The 20,721-nt window shown below is 67.8% G+C and carries 18 protein-coding genes; 12 read left to right on the forward strand and 6 right to left on the reverse strand.

The genetic code is table 11. The annotated features are described in order from the left end of the window. Nucleotides 1-216: 216 nt before the first annotated feature. Nucleotides 217-2,076 carry a dihydroxy-acid dehydratase gene (gene ilvD, locus LGM56_RS06860; RefSeq protein ID WP_226203723.1) on the forward strand — a complete coding sequence of 620 codons (1,860 nt, stop codon included), beginning with the start codon at nucleotides 217-219 and terminating at the stop codon, nucleotides 2,074-2,076. Between the two features lie 139 nt (nucleotides 2,077-2,215). Here the strand turns inward: ilvD and LGM56_RS06865 are convergent, their stop codons facing one another. Together LGM56_RS06865 and LGM56_RS06870 are read right to left on the reverse strand one after the other, a co-directional pair. After that, the gene (locus LGM56_RS06865; protein WP_226203725.1) at nucleotides 2,216-3,091 is read right to left on the reverse strand and encodes an SH3 domain-containing protein; all 876 of its coding nucleotides are present in this window, start codon (nucleotides 3,089-3,091) and stop codon (nucleotides 2,216-2,218) included. A 33-nt stretch (nucleotides 3,092-3,124) separates the two neighbouring features. Continuing rightward, nucleotides 3,125-3,562, reverse strand: coding sequence for a hypothetical protein (locus tag LGM56_RS06870; protein WP_089497195.1), 438 nt, complete (start codon nucleotides 3,560-3,562; stop codon nucleotides 3,125-3,127). A 297-nt stretch (nucleotides 3,563-3,859) separates the two neighbouring features. Here LGM56_RS06870 and LGM56_RS06875 point away from each other — a divergent pair, with 297 nt between their 5' ends. Together LGM56_RS06875 and LGM56_RS06880 are read left to right on the forward strand one after the other, a co-directional pair. Then, complete coding sequence (locus LGM56_RS06875; RefSeq protein ID WP_226203727.1) at nucleotides 3,860-5,395, forward strand: sigma-70 family RNA polymerase sigma factor; 1,536 nt, start codon at nucleotides 3,860-3,862, stop codon at nucleotides 5,393-5,395. Nucleotides 5,396-5,576: 181 nt separating this feature from the next. Beyond that, entirely contained in the window at nucleotides 5,577-6,479 is a 903-nt protein-coding gene (locus LGM56_RS06880; RefSeq protein ID WP_089497197.1) for a helix-hairpin-helix domain-containing protein, read from the forward strand. Between the two features lies 1 nt (nucleotide 6,480). On the opposite strand, the gene LGM56_RS06885 is transcribed toward LGM56_RS06880, so the two are convergent. Both LGM56_RS06885 and LGM56_RS06890 read right to left on the reverse strand, forming a co-directional pair. Beyond that, complete coding sequence (locus tag LGM56_RS06885; RefSeq protein ID WP_413226759.1) at nucleotides 6,481-7,176, reverse strand: hypothetical protein; 696 nt, start codon at nucleotides 7,174-7,176, stop codon at nucleotides 6,481-6,483. A 196-nt stretch (nucleotides 7,177-7,372) separates the two neighbouring features. Next, entirely contained in the window at nucleotides 7,373-7,798 is a 426-nt protein-coding gene (locus LGM56_RS06890) for a helix-turn-helix domain-containing protein (RefSeq protein ID WP_226203729.1), read from the reverse strand. Between the two features lie 140 nt (nucleotides 7,799-7,938). On the opposite strand from LGM56_RS06890, the gene LGM56_RS06895 reads away from it, so the two are divergent. Next, nucleotides 7,939-8,448 (forward strand): DUF2938 domain-containing protein, encoded by a 510-nt coding sequence (locus LGM56_RS06895; RefSeq protein WP_226203731.1) that lies wholly within the window; start codon nucleotides 7,939-7,941, stop codon nucleotides 8,446-8,448. Nucleotides 8,449-8,704: 256 nt separating this feature from the next. Here the strand turns inward: LGM56_RS06895 and LGM56_RS06900 are convergent, their stop codons facing one another. After that, on the reverse strand, nucleotides 8,705-9,145 hold the full coding sequence (locus LGM56_RS06900) for a MarR family winged helix-turn-helix transcriptional regulator (protein WP_047850156.1): 441 nt from the start codon (nucleotides 9,143-9,145) through the stop codon (nucleotides 8,705-8,707). Nucleotides 9,146-9,267: 122 nt separating this feature from the next. Here LGM56_RS06900 and LGM56_RS06905 point away from each other — a divergent pair, with 122 nt between their 5' ends. Then, nucleotides 9,268-10,797 (forward strand): DHA2 family efflux MFS transporter permease subunit, encoded by a 1,530-nt coding sequence (locus tag LGM56_RS06905; protein WP_089474650.1) that lies wholly within the window; start codon nucleotides 9,268-9,270, stop codon nucleotides 10,795-10,797. Nucleotides 10,798-10,834: 37 nt separating this feature from the next. On the opposite strand, the gene LGM56_RS06910 is transcribed toward LGM56_RS06905, so the two are convergent. Then, nucleotides 10,835-12,349: an acetyl-CoA hydrolase/transferase family protein gene (locus tag LGM56_RS06910; RefSeq protein WP_089474649.1), complete on the reverse strand. Its 1,515-nt coding sequence runs from the start codon at nucleotides 12,347-12,349 to the stop codon at nucleotides 10,835-10,837. A gap of 653 nt (nucleotides 12,350-13,002) precedes the next feature. On the opposite strand from LGM56_RS06910, the gene LGM56_RS06915 reads away from it, so the two are divergent. Genes LGM56_RS06915 through LGM56_RS06945 form a run of 7 tightly spaced genes read left to right on the forward strand, consistent with a single transcriptional unit; the run spans nucleotide 13,003 to nucleotide 20,194 of the window. Continuing rightward, nucleotides 13,003-13,701: a CDP-alcohol phosphatidyltransferase family protein gene (locus LGM56_RS06915; protein WP_226203733.1), complete on the forward strand. Its 699-nt coding sequence runs from the start codon at nucleotides 13,003-13,005 to the stop codon at nucleotides 13,699-13,701. Continuing rightward, nucleotides 13,698-14,468: a 2OG-Fe(II) oxygenase gene (locus LGM56_RS06920; protein ID WP_226203734.1), complete on the forward strand. Its 771-nt coding sequence runs from the start codon at nucleotides 13,698-13,700 to the stop codon at nucleotides 14,466-14,468. The genes LGM56_RS06915 and LGM56_RS06920 overlap by 4 nt, the downstream gene beginning before the upstream one ends. Continuing rightward, on the forward strand, nucleotides 14,465-15,466 hold the full coding sequence (locus LGM56_RS06925; RefSeq protein ID WP_089497202.1) for an HpnL family protein: 1,002 nt from the start codon (nucleotides 14,465-14,467) through the stop codon (nucleotides 15,464-15,466). Before LGM56_RS06920 ends, LGM56_RS06925 begins: the two co-directional genes overlap by 4 nt. Nucleotides 15,467-15,502: 36 nt before the next feature. Further along, nucleotides 15,503-16,270, forward strand: coding sequence for an NTP transferase domain-containing protein (locus LGM56_RS06930; protein ID WP_226203736.1), 768 nt, complete (start codon nucleotides 15,503-15,505; stop codon nucleotides 16,268-16,270). Further along, nucleotides 16,267-17,952: a phosphoenolpyruvate mutase gene (aepX, locus tag LGM56_RS06935; RefSeq protein ID WP_039357130.1), complete on the forward strand. Its 1,686-nt coding sequence runs from the start codon at nucleotides 16,267-16,269 to the stop codon at nucleotides 17,950-17,952. The genes LGM56_RS06930 and aepX overlap by 4 nt, the downstream gene beginning before the upstream one ends. Further along, nucleotides 17,949-19,130 carry a phosphonopyruvate decarboxylase gene (aepY, locus tag LGM56_RS06940; RefSeq protein WP_089497204.1) on the forward strand — a complete coding sequence of 394 codons (1,182 nt, stop codon included), beginning with the start codon at nucleotides 17,949-17,951 and terminating at the stop codon, nucleotides 19,128-19,130. The genes aepX and aepY overlap by 4 nt, the downstream gene beginning before the upstream one ends. Continuing rightward, on the forward strand, nucleotides 19,130-20,194 hold the full coding sequence (locus LGM56_RS06945) for a 2-aminoethylphosphonate aminotransferase (RefSeq protein WP_226203738.1): 1,065 nt from the start codon (nucleotides 19,130-19,132) through the stop codon (nucleotides 20,192-20,194). Before aepY ends, LGM56_RS06945 begins: the two co-directional genes overlap by 1 nt. The last annotated feature ends 527 nt before the right edge of the window (nucleotides 20,195-20,721 follow it).

The following is a 20,721-nucleotide window of genomic DNA, read 5'->3' on the forward strand; positions in this document are numbered from 1 at the left end:
TTGTTCGGTTCTTTCGGCTTGTGCGCCCGCGCGCTGCCCGCCGCGCCCCACCCGCGCCGGTCGGCCTTGCCCGCCGGCGCCGCGCGCCCGGCGGCTGTGGGATAATCACGGAGTTTGCCCAGGGCGCAGCTCAAGAGGTTGTTCGCACGGGCGCGAGAGAGGCCTTTATTCCCCGTGCCTCCACCCTTTTCCCGCGATATTTCTTCAGCAACGACCATGCCCACCTACCGTTCCAAAACCTCCACCGCTGGCCGCAACATGGCAGGGGCGCGCTCGCTCTGGCGCGCCACCGGCATGAAAGACGACGATTTCTCGAAGCCGATCATCGCGGTCGTCAACTCGTTCACGCAGTTCGTGCCGGGGCACGTGCACCTGAAGGATCTCGGCCAGCTCGTCGCGCGCGAGATCGAGGCGGCCGGCGGCGTCGCGAAGGAATTCAACACGATCGCGGTCGACGACGGCATCGCGATGGGCCACGACGGCATGCTGTATTCGCTGCCGAGCCGCGACATCATCGCCGACTCGGTCGAATACATGGTGAACGCGCACTGCGCGGACGCGATGGTCTGCATCTCGAACTGCGACAAGATCACGCCGGGGATGCTGATGGCCGCGATGCGCCTCAACATCCCGGTGATCTTCGTGTCGGGCGGCCCGATGGAAGCGGGCAAGACGCGCCTCGCGAACCCGGTCACCAAGGCCATCGAGGTGAAGAAGCTCGACCTCGTCGACGCGATGGTGATCGCGGTCGACCCGTCGTATTCCGACGCCGAAGTCGCCGAAGTCGAACGCTCGGCCTGCCCGACCTGCGGTTCGTGCTCGGGCATGTTCACCGCGAACTCGATGAACTGCCTGACCGAAGCGCTCGGCCTGTCGCTGCCCGGCAACGGCACGGTCGTGGCCACGCACGCCGATCGCGAGCAACTGTTCAAGCGCGCCGGCCGTCGCATCGTCGAACTCACCCGCCAGCACTACGAGCAGGACGACGAACGCGTGCTGCCGCGCTCGGTGGGCTTCAAGGCGTTCGAGAACGCGATGACGCTCGACATCGCGATGGGCGGTTCGACCAACACGATCCTGCACCTGCTGGCGATCGCGCAGGAAGCCGGCATCGACTTCACGATGAAGGACATCGACCGCCTGTCGCGCGTCGTGCCGCAGCTGTGCAAGGTCGCGCCGAACACGAACAAGTACCACATCGAGGACGTGCACCGCGCAGGCGGCATCATGGCGATCCTCGGCGAGCTCGACCGCGCCGGCAAGCTGCACACCGACGTGCCGACCGTGCACGCGCCGTCGCTGAAGGACGCCCTCGACCAATGGGACATCGTCCGCACGCAGGACGACGCGGTCCGCACGTTCTACCAGGCCGGCCCGGCCGGCATCCCGACGCAGGTCGCGTTCAGCCAGAACACGCGCTGGCCGAGCCTCGACCTCGATCGCGCCGAAGGCTGCATCCGCTCGTACGAGCATGCGTTCTCGAAGGAAGGCGGCCTCGCCGTGCTGACGGGCAACATCGCGCTCGACGGCTGCGTGGTGAAGACGGCCGGCGTCGACGAGAGCATCCTCGTGTTCGAAGGCACGGCTCACGTGACCGAATCGCAGGATGAGGCAGTCGACAACATCCTGAACGACAAGGTCAAGGCCGGCGACGTGGTGATCGTGCGCTACGAAGGCCCGAAAGGCGGCCCCGGCATGCAGGAAATGCTCTACCCGACCAGCTACATCAAGTCGAAGGGCCTCGGCAAGGCATGCGCGCTGCTGACGGACGGCCGCTTCTCGGGCGGTACGTCGGGCCTGTCGATCGGCCATTGCTCGCCGGAAGCGGCAGCGGGCGGTGCGATCGGCCTCGTGCGCGACGGCGACAAGATCCGCATCGACATCCCGAACCGCACGATCGACGTGCTGGTGTCGGACGAGGAACTGGCGCGCCGCCGCGAAGCGCAGAACGCCAAGGGCTGGAAGCCGGCGCAGCCGCGTCCGCGCAAGGTGTCCGCTGCGCTGAAGGCCTACGCGAAGCTGGTCATGTCCGCCGACAAGGGCGCGGTGCGCGACCTGTCGCTGCTCGACGACTGATTGGGGTAGCAACAGCAAGGCCGGCTGCTTGTAACACGTAGCCGGTCAGGCTGCGGGCCGAAGCCCGCTCGCCCGATCCAGAAGCCGCTCTCCGGAGCGGCTTTTTTTCGTCCTGCGCCGACCGAATGCATCGGCATCGTCAGTGACGGAATTCTTCCGGGCCGCCGCCTCCGCCACCACCGTGGCTTCCGCCGCCGTTCCCGCCACCCTGCGGTCGCCCGCCGCCGTAACCGCCGTAACCGCCGCCACCACCGCCACCACCGCCCGGGTGCACCGGTACCGGCATCGCGCGGCCGTCACCGCCCGGCGCGGGAGGCGGACGCATGACGGCGGCCGGTGGCGGACGCATGACGGCCGGCGGCGGCGCTGCCGGACGCGGATTGCCGGCTGCACCCGGCATCGGCGCAGGCGCGGGTGCAGGCGCAGCCGGCGGCGGCGTGCGAATCGCGCCGTTCCAGCCGCCGCGAGCAGCGGACGGCCGCGTGTCATGCACGGGCGGCGGTCCGCCCGGTGCGGCCTGCGGCAGCCCGCCCGGTTGCGGGCGCCCCTGTCCCGGCGGCACGCGCCCCTGTCCCGGCGGCATGCCGCCCGGGCCGAGCCGCGGTTCCGCGCGGTGTTCCCACCGATCGCGGTCATGGAACCACGGCCGGTGACGGTAGTAGCGATCCCAGTACGCACCGATGGCGAACCCCGTGATCGGCACGCCGATGATCGCACCGTATTCGACCAGCGGCGCGTAACCGCCCTGGTACGGATAGTCGATCAGTTGCGCGTCGATCCAGCCGCGCGCGCCCGGCAGCGCGACGTCGCACCACGTGTAGTCGCTCAGGCAGCCGAACACGTCCAGAGCGGTGCCCGGCGGAATCTGCGCGACGACCGGGTAGTCGGGCGCGGGCCCGGCGAACAGTTCGGCCGGGGAATTCGTGTAGCCGGTGCTTTGTGCCTGTGTCATACCCGGCACGGCCGCCAGGCCGAGCAGAACGACGCACAGGCTTCGGACAATCGTGTTCCTCATGATGCTCTCCCGCGCGGTGCCGCCGCGCGCCGGTCAGTGCCGATGCCCGCCCCAGCCGCCGCCCCAGTGGCCGCCGCCCCACGGACGATGCCCGTACCCGCCGCGTCCACGCCAGCCGCCGCCCCATCCGCCCCAGAAGCCGACCGAGATCGCCGGTGCGCCCCAGCCGTACCAGCCCGGGTAATACGCGGGGGCATAGTACGGATACGGATAGGGATACGGTGGCGGATAGGCCGGCGCGACGTAGACGGGCGCCGGATCGACCACCGGCGGCGCGACCGCCGTCGCAGCCGGGCCCGGCGCAGTGGTGGCCGGCGCAGCCGGCGTGACGGGAATCTCGCGCTGCGTCAGCGTGGCCGGCGCCGGCGCGTAATACGGAGCATAGCCATACGGACTCGTGTAATAACAACCGCCGAGGGTCAGCGTCGTCAATGCGAATACCGCACACCTCGCGGCAGGAATCGGGGTCATGTGTTGCTCCGGCAGAATCCGCGCGTCGCCGCCAGGCGCGCGCCTGACTCTAGCTTACGTCCCCTGCAGATTTCCGCTCGGTATGATCGGTTACTTTTTGTTTCCTGCACCGGACGGCCGCGCGGGCACGCCGCGTGCTGGCCCGTCTGCCACGCTCGCGTTGAAGTTCGCGCAAATGCCCTCAACTTGAACGATGTCAGGCTGGCCGGCGCGGACGGGGTTCGCGAGCAACCGGCTGCCCGAAACCCGCGGACTTCGGCCCGCCCAGACAGGAACGCGGCTCGCGCCGCCATCGACATGACTACGCCACGCCCCACTCCCCGGGCGGACACGCCGCTCGATCCGATCATCCAGTTGCTGGCGCTCGCCGGCGAACAGGGTTATCTGACGCACGCCGACCTCGTCGACGCGCTGCCGCCCGAAAGCGACAGCCCCGAGGCGCTCGACGTCGTGCGCGCCGCGCTCGCCGACATCGGCATCGCCGTGCTCGACGAGCCGCCAGCGCCTGCGCCGTTCGCCGGTTCGGCGCCTGTCGACGTCGATCGCGATGCGCTCGACGAAGGCCGCGCGATGCTTGGCGACCTCGCGCGCGGCACGAGCGCATCGACCGATCCGCTCGCCCTCTACATGCGCCGCATGCAGGCGGTGCCGCTGCTCACGCGCGAAGGCGAAATCGTGCTGGCGCGCGAGATCGAGACGGGCCGCCACCAGATCCTCCACGCGCTCGCCGGCTATCCGGCGGCGGTGGACGCGCTGCTCGCGCGTCATCGCGCCACGGCTTCGACCCGCGCAGCCGGGTCGTCCGACGACGACGCCGGCGACACGCCTGCGCCCGCCAGCTACGACGCGCTGCAGGCGGCCGTCGCGGCCGTGCGCGGCGCATTGCACGCGCATGGCTACCGTTCAGACGAATACCGTGACGCCCGCAACCACGTCGCCGCCCTGCTTGGCTCGATCGCGTGGGTCGCACCGGCCGTCGACGACGCGAGCGGCGTCGTGCGCACGCTCGTGTCCGCGCCGCATCGCGACGCGGCGGGCGAAGCCGCCTGCTTCGACACGGTCGCGCGGCGGGCACTTGCCGCGGCGCTGGCAGACGGCCAGCAGAAAGTGCGCGACGCCACGCGCGCGATGCTCGAGGCGAACCTGCGGCTCGTGCTGTCGATCGCGCGCAAGTACATGAACCGCGGCGTCGACCTGCCCGATCTCGTGCAGGACGGCAGTCTCGGCCTGATGCGTGCGATCGAGAAATTCGAATACCGGCGCGGGTTCAAGTTCTCGACCTATGCGACCTGGTGGATCCGCCAGGCGATCGCGCGCGCGGTTGCGGATCGAGCCCGCACGATCCGCGTGCCCGTGCACGTCGGCGACCAGTACCAGCGGGTGCAGCGGCATGCGCTGCGTTTTCGGCAGCGCACGGGCCGCCGGGCGACGCCGGCCGACCTCGCGGCCGAAACCGGCCTCGACGAGGACAAGCTGCGCGCGGTGCTCGCGCTGCCCGCCGAACCCGTGTCGCTCGACGCGCCGCTGCCCGACGCGGACACCGGTCTCGTCGAGCTGATCGAGGACCAGGCGTCGGCCAGCCCGTTCGAGCAACTGGCCGACACGCGGATGCGCGAATGCGTGAGGTCGCTGCTCCGGTCGGTCACGCCGGCCGAGGCCGACGTGCTGCGCCGGCGGTTCGGGCTCGGGGGCGCCGAGCCCGACACCTACGACGCGATCGCGCAGGACGCGGGCATGTCGCGCGAACGCGTGCGGCAGATCGAGAAGCGGGCGCTCGCCGCGTTGCGCACGGCAGCCGAGGCCGAAAACGCGCAGTCGTTCCTCGACGCGTGACCGCATCACGCGACGCACGGTCGTGCCGCTTTCCGGCACGACCGTGCGCGTCGAACCTGTGCTACGTTTGCCATTGACGTGCGTCAAGTTTTCTTCGTCGCGTATCGCGACAATGATGAAAAGGCGACCGGCGCATCGTTCACCGTGTCCGTTCCGTTTGTGCTTCCCCGGGTCCCTCGCCATGCAGACGACCGTCAGCCAAACGTTCGAGGAAAACCGGCATATCGCGGCCTGCCTGCGCGAGGCGGCGCAGCGGCTGGCTGACCAGGGCGCGAATCCGTACCGGGTCGCCGCGTACCGCGCGTCGGCCGAGACGGTCGACGCACTCGACCTCGACATCCGCACCCTGTTCGAATCCGGTGGCGTCGATGCGCTCGGGATGCTGCCCGAGGTCGGCACGGGCGTCGCCCAGGCGATGGCCGAGCTGCTGGTGACGGGGCGCTGGCGCCAGCTCGACCGGCTGTGCGGCGACGCCGAACGCACCTCCGCGTTCGAAGCGGTGCCGGGCATCGGCCACGCGCTCGCGTTGCGCATTCACGACCTGCTGCACATCGATACGCTCGAGGAACTCGAACGCGCGGCCCGCAACGGCCAGCTCGAAACGATCTCGGGCGTCGGCCCGCGGCGCGCGGCCGGCATCCGCGCCGCGCTCGACGACGTACTGAGCCGCCGGCGGCGCTGGCAGGGCCACGTGCAGGACGCCGGCCCCGGCACGGAGCCGCCCGTCGAACTGCTGCTCTACATCGACCGCCTGTACCGCAACAAGGCCGCCGCCGGCGTGTTGCCGACGCCTGGCTTCGTGCAACGCGTCACCGCGCATCGGCGCCCGAATGCGGACGACTCCGTGCCGCGGCCCGTGATGCACATGACCAAGGGCGGCTGGCATTTCACCGCGCTGTGCCTGCATGCCGCGATGCGCACGCCGGAGGCGTCCCGCCCGACGGACTGGGTCTCGCTGTATTTCTACGACGCCTTGCAGCGCGAAAACCAGCGCACCGTCTTCACCGAAACGTACGGCTCGCTCGTCGGCAAGCGGATCGTGCGCGGGCGCGAGCAGGAATGCCGCGTGTACTACGCGGGCTGAATCAGTCGTCGCCGGTTTCGTCGATGTCGAACGGGACGTCGAGCACCGACGCGGTCTCGCGACATGCATGGGTGAGCGCGCGCGATCGGCGGCCGGAATAGTCTGCCGCGAGATAGAACCAGGTCGAATGCGGCCCGCAATCGTCTTGACTGTTCCGTTTCGGTACGTCGAACCAGAACTTCACCATGTAGCCGCCCTTCCAGCGAACCGGAATCACCTGCGTGAGCTGCATTCTCGTGATTGCACCGTGGCGGAACCGGAAGCTGTCGTCGCCGACGCGGAACCCCGACCACGCGCCGTCGTTCGACACGAACACGGTCAGCATTTCGTCCGGCAGCACGACGGTCGGGGCGTCTTCCTGGGCCAGCTCGGCCGCCGACACCATCGCCGCCCCCGAACCGTCGCGCCCCGTCTCGACATCCACGTACGCTTCGATCGTCCGCTTCGCCTTATCGTAGAAACTCCGCGTGACGTCGGACCGCACGGCGTCGGCGATCAGCACCAGTTGCTTGAATCGTGCACGCTCGCCGTATCGAAACGGCACATCGGGTGCGTCGCCGGGCTCGTCAGCCAGTTCGTCCTCCAGACTATCGGTCTGTACAGGCGGAGCGGTCGTGACAGGCGGTTCAATGCCTCCGCGCCGCCGTGTCACCCAATCGATTCCCAACGCCAGCAGCACTTGCGGCGTCACCATCACGACGGCCACCGTCGCGAGCCCGGCGAGCACCCCGTAATGCGGCGCGACCCGCGATGCCGCATACGCGGCAGGAAACACAAGCAAAATCCACACGCTGCAACCCCGTTGTTCCAGTTTGCGATGTCGGGCACCACATGACTCTGCGCATCACCCTGCCATCAGCCAACGCGCCAACCCGCCGATGCATGCTCGCCGCCTACGCGCCTTCCATCTTCGTGCGGCGGGCCGGATGACGATGCGCGGCGATGCGCAGCAGCTTCTGGAACGACGGGCATTCGAGATGGTTCGATGCCGGGCACACGGCCGCATGCCGCAACGCATCGCGCACGGCGCCGAGACGGCGGATCGTGCGGTCGAGTTCGTCGGCCTTGCCGTCGAGCTTCGCGCGATCGATCGCAGGCAGGCCGTCCGTGCCGACCATCGCGAGGATGTCGTCGAGCGAAAAGCCGGCCTCGCGGCCCAGTGCGACCAGCGCCAGGCGCTCCAGCACCGACTCGTCGTATTGCCGCCGCAGCCCGTGGCGGCCGATCGGCACGATCAGCCCCTTTTCCTCGTAGTAGCGCAGCGTCGACGCGGGCAATCCCGAGCGTCGCGCCACCTCTGCAATGTCGAGCCGGCTCATGCTTGACCTCAAGTGAACTTGAAGTTGCAAGATAGTCGCTCGACTCGATGAAGACAAGCCCGGACTGCCATGAAACCGCTGAAACGATGCCGTATTCCGCTGCACCGCGCAGCCTGTTCCCTGCTTTGCGGAGGGACGCGATGAGCCTGACCGACGTCCTGCCCCACGTCCTGCCCGACCTGCTGCTGATCGGCACGGGCGCCACGCTCGTGATGGATCTGTGGACACTGTTCCGGCGGCGTGCATTCGGCGTGCCGTCGCTCGACTATGCGCTGGTCGGTCGCTGGATCGGTCACATGATGCACGGCCGGTTCCGGCATGCGTCGATTGGCGCCGCGGCGCCCGTGCCGGGCGAACGCGCGCTCGGCTGGATCGCGCATTACGCGATCGGCATCGTGTTTGCGGCGCTGCCTCTCCTGATCGCCGGCCCGGCGTGGATCGACGCGCCGACGCCGCTCCCCGCACTCGTCGCCGGCCTCGCTAGCGTCGTCGCCCCGTTCTTCGTGATGCAGCCGGCGTTCGGTTTCGGCATCGCGGCGTCGCGCACGCCGAACCCGGGCGTCGCGCGGCGGCGCAGTCTCATCACGCATCTGTCGTACGGGGTGGGGCTTTATCTGGCGGCGCTCACGCTCGCGGCGCTGGCCCGTTGAGCACATGGACGCCCCAAGGCCGTAACAGCCAGCGTCGGCTCAACCGAGCCGACATCGAGACCCACGCAAGCGCTTCGTCGAGCACGGCGGGCGCATCGTCCCGTGCCAGCCCGACGAAGGCCACGCCAGGCATCGGCGCCCGCGCAACGGCGATGACAACGCCGCATGTCGGCATGGGGGCATACGCGGCGTGCTCGCGCGCTGCCACCCGGTGTTTTCAAGTCATTCATCCGGCCCGCCCGACCGGCGGGCCACGTCATTCCCCGCCGCAGTCGATCAGGTTGTGGCGCACGCGCCCGAGCAGCCGCACCAGCGTATCGCGCTCGTCGGGCGTGAAGCCGCGCAGCCCGTCGTCGGCGACGGTGTCACCCACCTCGAGCATCTGCGGAAAGATCTCGCGCGACTTGTCGGTCAGCCGGATCACGAATGCGCGGCGGTCGTCGTCGTTCGCGATGCGCTCGATCCAGCCATAGCTTTCCATCCGGTCGAGCAACCGCGTGAGCGAGATCGGCGCGATCTCGAGCCATTCGGCGAGGCGCGCCTGATTCATCTCGCCCTTCCACGTCAGGTACGCGAGCACGCGGCTTTGCGCCCGTGTCAGCCCGATGCGCTTCGCGCGCCGGTCGAACAGGCGTCCGTTCAGGCGCGCGACGTCGGCGATCAGATAGCCGATCCGGTTCTCGTAAGTCTTGTCCATGCGGCGATTATAGGGGTCAAGCCGGCCATGCCTCGGCGATAAGCGGGTATATAATAAGCGTGCTTATAATTCCAGCCATACCGGATCGCCGCCCACGGCGACCGCCCCGTGGAGACACCCGCTTGAACCCCGCCGCCGACGCCCCCGCCTCGCCCGCCCTGAACCGGCCGATGCTGACCTTGTCGATCATGCTCGCCACGCTGATCCAGACCCTCGACAGCACGATCGCGAACGTCGCGCTGCCGCACATGCAGGGCACGCTGTCCGCGTCGCAGGACGAGATCACGTGGGTGCTGACCTCGTATATCGTCGCCGCGGCGATCGCGACGCCGCTCACCGGCTGGCTGTCCGACCGGCTCAGCGTGAAACGGCTGCTGATCGTGTCGATCGCGGGCTTCACGGTTGCGTCGGCGCTGTGCGGGCTGTCCGAGACGCTCGTGCAGATCGTCGGCGCGCGCCTGCTGCAGGGCGTGTTCGGCGCCGCGCTGGTGCCGTTGTCGCAGTCGATCCTGCTCGACATCAACCCGCGCGAGAAACAAGGCCAGGCGATGGCGATCTGGGGGATGGGCGTGATGGTCGGCCCGATCCTCGGCCCGACGCTCGGCGGCTGGCTCACCGACAGCTACAACTGGCGCTGGGTGTTCTTCATCAACGTGCCGATCGGCGCGTTCGCGCTCGCCGGCGTGATGACCTTCCTGCCCGCGCGCGCGCCGCGCCCGCACGTGAAGTTCGACGCGTTCGGCTTCGCGACGCTGGCGCTCGCGATCGGCGCGTTCCAGGCGATGCTCGACCGCGGCGAACAGCTCGACTGGTTCGGCTCGTATGAGATCCGCATCGAGGCGATCGTCGCGGCGCTCAGCTTCGCGTTCTTCCTCGTGCATACGGCGACCGTCGGCAAGGCGTCGTTCTTCAAGTCGGAACTGCTGCGCGACCCGAACTTCGCCACCGGCACGCTGTTCATCTTCGTGGTCGGCGCGGTGCTGTACGCGACCCGCGCGCTGCTGCCGCCGATGCTGCAGAACCTGATGGGCTACCCGGTCGCGACCACGGGCCTCGTCACCGCGCCAAGCGGCGCCGGCACGATGATCGCGATGCTGTTCGTCGGCAGGCTGCTGAAATACGTGGATGCGCGGATGCTGCTGCTCGCGGGGCTATCGATTTCCGCGCTCGCGCTCTGGCAGATGATGCAGTACACGGTCGTGCTGTCCGAAGCGGACATCGTGTGGCCCGGCGTGGTGCAGGGCTTCGGGCTGGGGCTCGTGTTCGTGCCGCTGAGCGCGCTGTCGTTCTCGACGCTGCCGCCCGAGCTGCGTGCGGACGGCACGGCCACCTACAGCCTGATGCGCAACATCGGCAGCAGTATCGGCATCTCGATCGTGCAGACGCTGATGACGCGCAACACGCAGGTCGCGCATGCCGACCTCGCGACCCACATCACGCCGTTCAACCCGGCCGTGCAGGCGATGGCCGGCAGCCGCGTCGACATCGCGCTGCTCGACCGCACGATCAACCAGCAGGCGTCGATGATCGCGTACCTGAACGACTTCAAGCTGATGTTCGTCGCGACGCTGCTGATGATTCCGCTGTTGCTGCTGATCCGCCCGCCGCAGAAAGCGGCAAGCGTAGAGATCGCGCACGCGGCGATGGATTGACGGGCGCACGCGCGGCGCGCGCCCGCCTCGCTTCGCGTCAGGCCTTCATCGTGCCCGTGCGCACGTAGCGCTCGTGCCACGACAGCGCCTCGGCGAGCAGGTGCGGCGTGTGCTTGCCGAAGCTGTCGCGCGACGCACGCTCGAAGTAATCCTCGAGCATCGGCCGGTAGTCGGGATGCGCGCAGGTCGCGATGACCTTGCGTGCGCGCTGCTTCGGCGACAGGCCGCGCAAATCCGCGAGGCCCTGCTCGGTGACGACCACCGCGACGTCGTGCTCGGTGTGGTCGACGTGGCTCGCCATCGGCACGATCCGCGAGATCGCACCGCCCTTCGCGGTACTCGCCGACATGAAGCACGACAGGTAGCCGTTGCGCGCGAAGTCGCCCGAGCCGCCGATGCCGTTCTGGATCTTCGTGCCCATCACGTGCGTCGAGTTCACGTTGCCGTAGATGTCGGCCTCGATCATCCCGTTCATCGCGATGCAGCCGAGCCGGCGCACGAGCTCCGGATGGTTGCTGATCTCCTGCGGGCGCAGCACGATCTTCTCGCGGAACGTCGCGATTTCGTCGGCGAAGCGCTGCACGGCGGCCGGGCTCAGCGACAGCGCGGTGGCCGACGCGAAGCTCAACGTGCCGTCCTGCAGCAGGTCGAGCATGCCGTCCTGGATCACTTCGGTGTACGCGGTCAGGTTCGAGAAGCCGGCCGAGCTGAGCTCCGCGAGCACCGCGTTCGTGATGTTGCCGACACCCGACTGCAGCGGCAGCAGGTTTTCCGGCAGGCGGCCGCGCTTCACTTCGTGACGCAGGAAGTCGATCAGTTGCAGCGCGATCTGCTTCGACGTCGCGTCCGGCGCGGAGAACGCGTTGCTGCGATCCGGCGCGTCGGTCTCGACGATCGCGACGATCTTGTCGGCCGGGCAGCGCAGGTACGGCTCGCCGATCCGGTCGTCGCTCTTCGTCAGCGGAATCGGCTTGCGGTGCGGCGGCAGCGCGGTGCCGTAATAGACGTCGTGCATCCCGTCGAGGCCGAGCGGCTGGCGCGAGTTGACCTCGAGGATCACGTGCTTCGCGCGTTCGAGCCAGGTCTTGTTGTTGCCGATCGACGCGGACGGAATCAGCAGCCCGTCCTCGCGGATGCCCGCGACTTCGACGATCGCGACATCGAGATCGCCGTACAGCCCGAACCAGGCGTACTGCGCGACGTGGCTCAGGTGGACGTCCTGGTAGTCGACTTCGCCGCCGTTGATCTTGTCGCGCAACGTCGGGTCGGACTGGTACGGCAGGCGCATCGAGATGCCGTTGGTGCGGGCGAGCGCGCCGTCGAGTTCCGGCGCGGTCGACGCGCCCGTCAGCACGTTGATCCGGAAGTCCTCGCCGCGCGTGTGTGCCGCGTCGATGTGGGCGGCAAGCGCGGCCGGGACGGCCTTCGGATAGCCGGAGCCCGTGAAGCCGCTCATGGCGACGGTCATGCCGGGACGGATCAGCGCGGCGGCTTCGTCGGCGGTGCGGACGAGCGAACGCAGGGCGGGAGCGAGGATGCGTGATGAAGACATGGCTGGATTCTGACGCTTGGGGTCTGTCGTTGACGTCGCGGGGGGTGTCTCCTGAGCGACATGAAGCCCTTGGGGCCGCGAGGGGCGGCCGGCACCACAGGCACGGTCGGAGTATCGCAGAGGCCATCGCCGCGAAATGTCCGCCAAATGAAAAAGATCCTTGCCGGATTTGCCGGGTATCGAACGACCGTTCTGTGACAGGCGGCCCGTTTAAATCGAATGCACACGAAAGGTGCGCGAAAGCATCGGACAGAAAGACGGTTATCGATCGACAACTCACGCGCATCAATCGATGAATTTCCACTGCGCTTTATCGCCTGCGGATCGGGAATGACCGACGCCCGTCCGGCGCGGCCAATTGTCACCCGATGCGGCGCGTTCCGACCTGACGCACGTCAAGTTCGCACGCGCCGCGCGACGCGCTGCGGGAAGCGCGAAACGCACCGCCGCACCGGCCTGTGAGGCCCGTCCGCCCTTGACAGTCGCGCGAGGCGAACCACACTGGAATACGGATGCCGCCGCCCCGTTTGGCCGCCCTTTCGCGCACGCGTTTTTCGGCCGGCCGATCGCGACAAGACGCGGTAACACTCCTTCATGTCAGGACATTGATCGAATAAAAAGCACCAAATTACAATTCCGTATATATTTCGCCGATGGACCAAAGAAAAACCGCCACACGTTCCGAACCGCCCCTGCCACGCACCTGGGATGCGCGGCTGGCGCGCTCGCTTGTCCGACCGCTCGTCGACACGCCCGTCACCCCGAATCACCTCACTACCGTTCGCCTGCTGATCGGCCTCGCCGGCGCCTGGTGCCTCGCGCACGGCGGCTTCGGCTGGAGCAATGCAGGCGCGTTCCTGATCGTGCTGTCGAACTTCGTCGACCACACCGATGGCGAGCTCGCGCGCATCAGCGGGAAATCCAGCAAGATCGGTCATTTTTACGACCTCGCGGCAGACGCGCTCGTCACGGTCGCGCTGTTCGTCAGCATGGGCGTCGGGATCGTCGCCCAGGGCGGCCAGATGGCCGCGTCGCCGGTGCTGCTCGGCGCGGTGGCCGGCGCGGCCGTCGCACTGATCTTCTTCCTGCGCATGCGGATCGAATCGTTCGCCGGCAAGGCCGGCACCAAGCAGGCATTCGCCGGCGGCTTCGAGACCGAAGACGTGCTGTACCTGCTGCCGCTCGTGACGCTGTTCGACGGCGTCGAGCCGTTCCTGCTCGCGGCGTCGATCGGCGCCCCGCTGTTCGCCGCGTGGGTCGTGTTCGATTGGTGGCGCATCGTGCGGCGCGGCAACCTCCCGAAGAACCCGGCCGCCACGCAGAACCCAACCGAAATCCAGGCTTCCAAATGACTCCTAGCACGCGCGACGACTCCGTGCTGAGCCCGGCACGCACCGTGGCCGACCGTGTCGGCCAGCTCGACCTCGACCGCCTGCGCGGCGACTACACGCGCCAGGGCTCGTTCCTTTATCTCGACACCTTCCTGCCGGCCGACGCGCACGCGAAGCTGGCCGACGCCGCCCGCGCGATGCAGGCCGGCCTGAACCGCAATTACCTGCCCGGTCACAAACAAGGCGGCAGCGTGAGCCGTCATACGATCGACGAGCAGGCGCCGTACATCGCCGAACTGTATCGCTCGAAGGCCCTGATCTCGTTCCTCGAGAAAGTCACGGGCGACAAGCTGATGCTGTCGCCGGACGACGATCCGCACGCGTACGCGCTGTATTACTACACGAAGCCCGGCGACCACATCGGCTGGCACTACGACACCTCGTACTACGACGGCCGCCGCTACACGCTGCTGATCGGCGTGATCGACGAATCGTCGTGCCGGCTCGACTACGAGTTGCACACGCGCAATCCGGACGTCGCCGACGAACCAGGCTCCGTGCAGATCGCCGACGGCGGCATCGTGCTGTTCGACGGCGACAAGCTGCGCCACCGCATCACGCCGCTCGGCCAGAACGAGATGCGCGTGTCGCTCACGTTCGAATACGTGACGAACCCCGGCATGCGGCCGTGGAAGCGCTTCATCTCGAACATGAAGGACGCGATCGCGTATTTCGGTTTCCGCCAGGTGTTCAAGCAACTGGCAACGCGACGCACGACCGGGTCATGACACGCGCCGGCCTGATCCTGCTGTCCCTCGGGACCGCACTCTTCGTCGCACTGCTGGCCTGGCAGGGCGTCGGCGCCGTGGCGTCCACGTTCCTCGCGGCCGGCTGGGGGCTCGCGCTCGTCGCGGCGTTCCACGTCGTGCCGCTCGCGATCGACGCGGTCGCAATCTCCGTGATGTTCCGCCCCGGGCAGCCGGGCGCCGAACTCGGCAACGCGCTGCGCGCGCGCTGGGTCGGCGAATCGGTGAACAGCCTGCTGCCCGCCGGGCAGATCGGCGGCCCCGTGCTGATGGTGCGCCACCTCGCGCAGCGCGGCACGCGGATGGCCGACGCGGCGGCAGCCGTCACGGTCAGCACGACGATGCAGGCGCTCGCGCAGATGGCGTTCGCGCTGATCGGCATCGCCGCGTTCAGCCTGTATGCGACGCACGAATCGGTCGCGCATCTGCGCACGCCCGCGCTGATCGCCACCGGCGTGCTCGGCGCCCTCGCCATCGCGTTTTATGCGGCGCAGCGGCGCGGGCTGTTCGGCCGCGGCCTGCGCCTCGCGTCGAAGCTGCTCGGCCCGCGCGACTGGTCGTCGCTGGCCACCCGCGCGGATGCGATCGACGACGCAGTGGGCGCGCTGTACCGCGATCGTGCGAAAGTCGCGAAGACGTTCGCACTGAGTCTCGTCGGCTGGATCGTCGGCACCGCCGAAGTGTGGCTCGCGCTGCACTTCCTCGGGCACCCGGTGAGCTGGCTCGACGCGCTGCTGCTCGAGAGTGTCGGCCAGGCCATTCGTGGCGCGGCCTTCGCGATCCCGGGCTCGCTCGGCGCGCAGGAAGGCGGTTACCTGCTGCTCGCGCCGCTGGTCGGACTGCCGCCCGACGCGGCGCTCGCGCTGTCGCTTGCGAAACGCGCGCGCGAACTCGCGCTCGGCCTGCCCGGCCTGCTCTATCTGCATTTCAGTGAAAGAAACTGGCAGCGACGCCGTGCGCCGCAGCCGCTCGCCGACTGATCGTTCAGATCCGCCGGCTTTTTGGTTGGAGAACCCATGCGAGCCATCATTCTTGCGGCAGGCCTCGGCTTGCGCCTGCAACAACCGCCCGAGGCGCAGTTCCCGAAGTGCCTGCTGCGCTTCGACGACGTGTCGCTGCTCGAGCGCCATCTGCGCGTACTCGATGCCGCGGGCGTCGACGAGATCGTGCTTGGGCTGGGCTTCCAGCACGAGAAGGTCGAGCAGGAATTGAAGCGTCTCGGCCGCCAGGCCGAGATCGTGATCAACGACCGCTACGACCTCGGCAGCGTGCTGACCGTGCATACCATCGCCGATGCGATGACGCGCGGCGGCGACGTGCTGCTGATGGACGCCGACGTACTGTATGACGAGAACATCCTGCACGCGCTGGTGGCCGACTCCGACAAGGCGGTCGACCGCCTGCTGATCGATCGCGACTTCGAAGCCGGCGACGAGCCCGTCAAGCTGTGCCTGAAGAACGGCGTGCCGGTCGAGCTGCGCAAGCAGCTTGCAGTCGACCTCGACTACGACACGATCGGCGAATCGGTCGGCTTCTTCCGCTTCACCGAAGGCACCGCACGCCGCCTCGCGACGATCGTCGCGGGCTACGTCGACAGCGGCCGCGCGAACATGCCGCACGAAGAAGCCGTGCGCGACCTGCTGCTCGAAGGCGGTCACTCGTTCGACGTCGCCGACGTCACCGGCTCGCCGTGGATCGAGATCGACTTCCCGAACGACGTCGCTCGCGCCACGCAAGAAATCCTCCCCCTGATTCAACGCACCACCGCAGGAGTCGCACGATGAACGCACGCGAACCCAACTTCACCGAATCGCGCAGCGCACGCCTGCGCCGCATGCTCGTCAGCAGCGACCTCGAATTCCTGATGGAAGCGCACAACGGCCTGTCCGCAAGGATCGTCCGCGAAGCCGGCTTCAAGGGCATCTGGGCATCGGGCCTCGCGATCTCCGCGCAGTTCGGCGTGCGTGACAACAACGAGGCGAGCTGGACCCAGGTCGTCGACGTGCTCGAATTCATGGCCGACGCGAGCGACCTGCCGATCCTGCTCGACGGCGACACCGGCTACGGCAACTTCAACAACGTGCGCCGCCTCGTGAAGAAGCTCGAGCAGCGCGGCATCGCGGGCGTCTGTATCGAGGACAAGCAGTTCCCGAAGACCAACAGCTTCATCGGCGGCGAGCGCCAGCCGCTCGCGGAAATCGACGAGTTCTGCGGCAAGATCAAGGCCGGCAAGGATTCGCAGACCGATCCCGACTTCTCGATCGTCGCGCGTGTCGAAGCGCTGATCGCGGGCTGGGGCATGGACGAGGCGCTGCGCCGCGCGAACGCGTACGCGGAAGCCGGCGCCGACGCGATCCTGATCCACAGCAAGCTGTCGCGCCCGGACGAGATCCTGCAGTTCGCGCGCGAATGGAGCGGCAAGGCGCCGCTCGTGATCGTGCCGACCAAGTACTACAGCACGCCGACCGACGTGTTCCGCCAGGCCGGCATCAGCACCGTGATCTGGGCGAACCACCTGATCCGCGCGTCGGCCTCCGCGATGCAGGCGACCGCGCGCGAGATCCACGAGAGCGAAACGCTGATCAACGTCGAAGACCGCGTTGCCTCGGTCAACGAGATCTTCCGCCTGCAGGACGCCGACGAATACTCGGCGGCCGAGCGTATCTACCTGTCGTCGTCGTCGCGCGCGTCGAACGCGGCGATCGTGCTCGCCGCGAGCCGCGGCAAGGGCCTCGAAGCCGTGACCGAAGACAAGCCGAAGGTCATGCTGCCGGTCGCCGGCAAGCCGCTGCTGCGCTGGCTCGTCGACGGCTTCAAGACGCACGGCGTGAACGACATCACCGTGGTCGGCGGCTATCGCGCCGACGCGATCGACACGTCGGGCATCAAGCTCGTCGTCAACGAACGCCATGCACAGACGGGCGAACTCGCATCGCTCGCTTGCGCGGCCGACCGCCTGACCGGCGACACCGTGATCTCGTACGGCGACCTGCTGTTCCGCAGCTACATCGTGCGCGACCTCGCGGAGAGCGAGGCCGAGTTCAGCGTGGTGGTCGATTCGTCGCTCACCGAGACCAACCAGAGCGTGCGCGATTTCGCGCTCTGCTCCGCCGCAGACGATCGCGGCCTGTTCGGCCAGAAGACGTACCTGCAACGCGTATCGAGCGACGTCGCCGCAGGCACGCCGCACGGCCGCTGGATCGGCCTGCTGAACGTGCGCGGCGCCGGTGTCGACCGCCTGAAGGCCATGCTCGCGACGCTGCAGGCGCGCCCTGATTTCGACACGCTCGATATCCCGTCGCTGCTCAACGAACTGATCGCCGCCGGCGAGAAGATCGAGGTGCAGTACGTGCACGGCCACTGGCGCGGCGTCAACGATCTCGAGGACTTCCGCCGCGCGGGCGACTTCGCGCACGGCCAGACGCCGCTGTCCGAACCGGGTGCCGGCAACGGGGGCGCGCAATGATCGAAGCGGCCCAGTTCGTCGAGGCCGCGCGCGCGCGCGGTTTCGACTGGTACGCGGGCGTGCCCTGCTCGTACCTGACGCCGTTCATCAATTACGTGCTGCAGGACCCGACGCTGAATTACGTGTCGGCCGCGAACGAAGGCGACGCGGTCGCGCTGATCGCGGGCGCGACGCTCGGCGGCAAGCGCGGGATCGCGATGATGCAGAACTCGGGGCTCGGCAACGCGGTGAGCCCGCTCACGTCGCTCACGTGGACGTTCCGGCTGCCGCAGCTGCTGATCGTCACGTGGCGCGGCCAGCCGGGCGTGGCCGACGAGCCGCAGCACGCGCTGATGGGCCCGATCACGCCCGCGATGCTCGACACGATGGAGATCCCGTGGGAGACGTTCCCGACCGACCCCGATCAGGTCGGCCCGGCACTCGACCGCGCGATCGCGCACATGGACGCGACGGGCCGCCCGTACGCGCTCGTGATGCAGAAAGGCAGCGTCGCGCCGTATGAACTGAAGGCCAACCCGGCGGCGAAGCCGCGCGTGCATGTCGCTGCGCAGTCGTCGTCGCGCGCCGCGTCGACCGATGCGTGGCCGACCCGCCAGGACGCGCTGCAGCGCGTGATCGCGCACACGCCGGTCGAATCGACCGTCGTGCTCGCGTCGACCGGCTTCTGCGGCCGCGAACTCTACGCCATCGACGATCGCCCGAACCAGCTGTACATGGTCGGCTCGATGGGTTGCGTGACGCCGATGGCGCTCGGTCTCGCGCTTGCGCGCCCCGACCTGCGTGTCGTCGCGGTCGACGGCGACGGCGCCGCGCTGATGCGCATGGGCGTGTTCGCGACGCTCGGCACCTACGGCCCGGCCAACCTCACGCACGTGCTGCTCGACAACGGCGCGCACGAATCGACGGGTGGCCAGGCCACCGTGTCGCAACATGTTTCGTTCGCGGGTGTGGCTGCCGCGTGCGGGTATGCGTCGGCGGTCGAAGGCGACACGCTGGACGTGCTCGATACGGCGCTTGCTTCGTCGGCCGACGGTGCGCAGTTCGTGCGACTGGCAATCCGCACCGGCGTGCCCGACGGCCTGCCCCGCCCGACCGTCACGCCGGTCGAGGTCAAGACCCGTCTGATGCGGCACATCGGCGCCGCGCAGACCGAAGCCCACGTTGAAGGAGCCCATTGATGCTGCTGCTGAACCCCGGCCCGGTCACGCTCACCGAACGCGTGCGCCGCAGCCTGCTGCAACCCGACCTGTGCCATCGCGAAAGCGAATTCTTCGATCTGCAGGATGAGGCGCGTGCGCGGCTTGTTGCTGCGTATGAGCTTGATCCGGCTGAGTGGACGGCCGTGCTGATGACGGGCTCGGGTACCGCTGCCGTTGAAAGCATGATCGCCGCGCTCGTGCCGAAGGACGGCAAGCTGCTCGTGATCGAGAACGGTGTCTATGGTGAGCGGATCACGCAGATCGCGACGCAGTATGGGATCGCGCATGATGTGCTCAAGCACGAGTGGATGCAGGCGCCTGATCTTGCGCAGATTGGTGCGCGACTCGACGCGGGTGGTTACTCGCACGTCGCTGTGATCCATCACGAAACGACGACGGGTCGCCTGAACGATCTCGGCGCGATCGCGGAAGTCTGCCGTTCGCGTGGCGTGAAGATGCTCGTCGACGGCGTCAGCAGCTTTGGGGCGGAAGCGATCGATTTTGCCGGCGGCGATATCGATGCTGTGGCTGCCACCGCGAACAAATGCCTGCATGGTGTGCCGGGCGCAGCGTTCGTAATCGTGCGCCGTAGTGCGCTCGCCAAGGCCGCAAGCCGCACTTATTACCTCGATCTCGGTCGTCTCGCGAAGCTGCAGGATCAGCGCAATACGCCGTTCACGCCTTCCGTGCATGCCTATTACGCGCTCGTCGAGGCGCTGCGCGAGTTTGACGAGGCTGGCGGCTGGCGTGCGCGGCATGCGCATTACAAGGCGCTCGCCGATCAGGCGCAAGCCGGGCTTGCGGCGCGCGGGATGCCGTTGGTGCTGCCGGAAGGTGAATCGTCGGTTGTGCTGCGTGCTTATCGGTTGCCGCAAGGTGTGACGTACGAAACGCTGCACGACGGGTTGAAGGCACGTGGCTTCGTGATTTACGCGGGGCAAGGCGGGCTGTCGAAGGAACTGTTCCGGATTTCGACGATGGGCGCGATTCAGGCGGCTGATGTCGAGCGGTTGCTGGAAGGGTTTACGGCGCTGACGCGGTAAGCGTTGTCCGCACCTCATCTACGAAAGGCCCGGGCAATGCTCCCGGGCCTTTTTCATTGTTCGCGATGCTCCGGCAAAGGCTGAACTTATTGACAACGTTTGGCTGGCAGCGGTGGCTGGCCTGTTGTGGCCCACATCGGCCGCGTGTATTTAACGGAATGGCGGCTGCTTTGGAGGTCTTCGAGACTTCGCGTCATCCCGATCGCATTCAGGCCTGAGGTGCCGCCAGCAGCACGTACCTGCTGGCGCGGCAATGCCCAATATCACCGGTCGATCCAGCGATCAACGTTGCGTTCAAGTCAACTGCGTGGACCGAGACGCGGCGCTTCTTCCAATCTGGACCTACCTCCCGTCCATCAGTCAGTCGTTCGGCCTCTGGTCGATGCCGGACAACACCAAGCGTTTACCCCTACGATACATTTTATTTAATTCTAGATAATCTTTCTAGAAACAGGAGCCCCAAGGAGCAGACGGGCCGCTAACCAGCGGCCAGGCTCCCGACCATAACGCTACGGAATGCTAATCAG

Origin of the sequence: Burkholderia sp. AU38729 (assembly GCF_020419725.1) — a bacterium.
GTDB lineage: Bacteria > Pseudomonadota > Gammaproteobacteria > Burkholderiales > Burkholderiaceae > Burkholderia.

What these genes read in the sequence shown, in the direction of transcription:
- ilvD (WP_226203723.1), top strand. Translation starts at nt 217, where the DNA reads ATGCCCACCTACCGTTCCAAAACCTCCACCGCTGGCCGCAACATGGCA.
- LGM56_RS06865 (WP_226203725.1), bottom strand. Translation starts at nt 3,091, where the DNA reads ATGAGGAACACGATTGTCCGAAGCCTGTGCGTCGTTCTGCTCGGCCTG.
- LGM56_RS06870 (WP_089497195.1), bottom strand. Translation starts at nt 3,562, where the DNA reads ATGACCCCGATTCCTGCCGCGAGGTGTGCGGTATTCGCATTGACGACG.
- LGM56_RS06875 (WP_226203727.1), top strand. Translation starts at nt 3,860, where the DNA reads ATGACTACGCCACGCCCCACTCCCCGGGCGGACACGCCGCTCGATCCG.
- LGM56_RS06880 (WP_089497197.1), top strand. Translation starts at nt 5,577, where the DNA reads ATGCAGACGACCGTCAGCCAAACGTTCGAGGAAAACCGGCATATCGCG.
- LGM56_RS06890 (WP_226203729.1), bottom strand. Translation starts at nt 7,798, where the DNA reads ATGAGCCGGCTCGACATTGCAGAGGTGGCGCGACGCTCGGGATTGCCC.
- LGM56_RS06895 (WP_226203731.1), top strand. Translation starts at nt 7,939, where the DNA reads ATGAGCCTGACCGACGTCCTGCCCCACGTCCTGCCCGACCTGCTGCTG.
- LGM56_RS06900 (WP_047850156.1), bottom strand. Translation starts at nt 9,145, where the DNA reads ATGGACAAGACTTACGAGAACCGGATCGGCTATCTGATCGCCGACGTC.
- LGM56_RS06910 (WP_089474649.1), bottom strand. Translation starts at nt 12,349, where the DNA reads ATGTCTTCATCACGCATCCTCGCTCCCGCCCTGCGTTCGCTCGTCCGC.
- LGM56_RS06915 (WP_226203733.1), top strand. Translation starts at nt 13,003, where the DNA reads ATGGACCAAAGAAAAACCGCCACACGTTCCGAACCGCCCCTGCCACGC.
- LGM56_RS06920 (WP_226203734.1), top strand. Translation starts at nt 13,698, where the DNA reads ATGACTCCTAGCACGCGCGACGACTCCGTGCTGAGCCCGGCACGCACC.
- LGM56_RS06925 (WP_089497202.1), top strand. Translation starts at nt 14,465, where the DNA reads ATGACACGCGCCGGCCTGATCCTGCTGTCCCTCGGGACCGCACTCTTC.
- LGM56_RS06930 (WP_226203736.1), top strand. Translation starts at nt 15,503, where the DNA reads ATGCGAGCCATCATTCTTGCGGCAGGCCTCGGCTTGCGCCTGCAACAA.
- aepX (WP_039357130.1), top strand. Translation starts at nt 16,267, where the DNA reads ATGAACGCACGCGAACCCAACTTCACCGAATCGCGCAGCGCACGCCTG.
- aepY (WP_089497204.1), top strand. Translation starts at nt 17,949, where the DNA reads ATGATCGAAGCGGCCCAGTTCGTCGAGGCCGCGCGCGCGCGCGGTTTC.
- LGM56_RS06945 (WP_226203738.1), top strand. Translation starts at nt 19,130, where the DNA reads ATGCTGCTGCTGAACCCCGGCCCGGTCACGCTCACCGAACGCGTGCGC.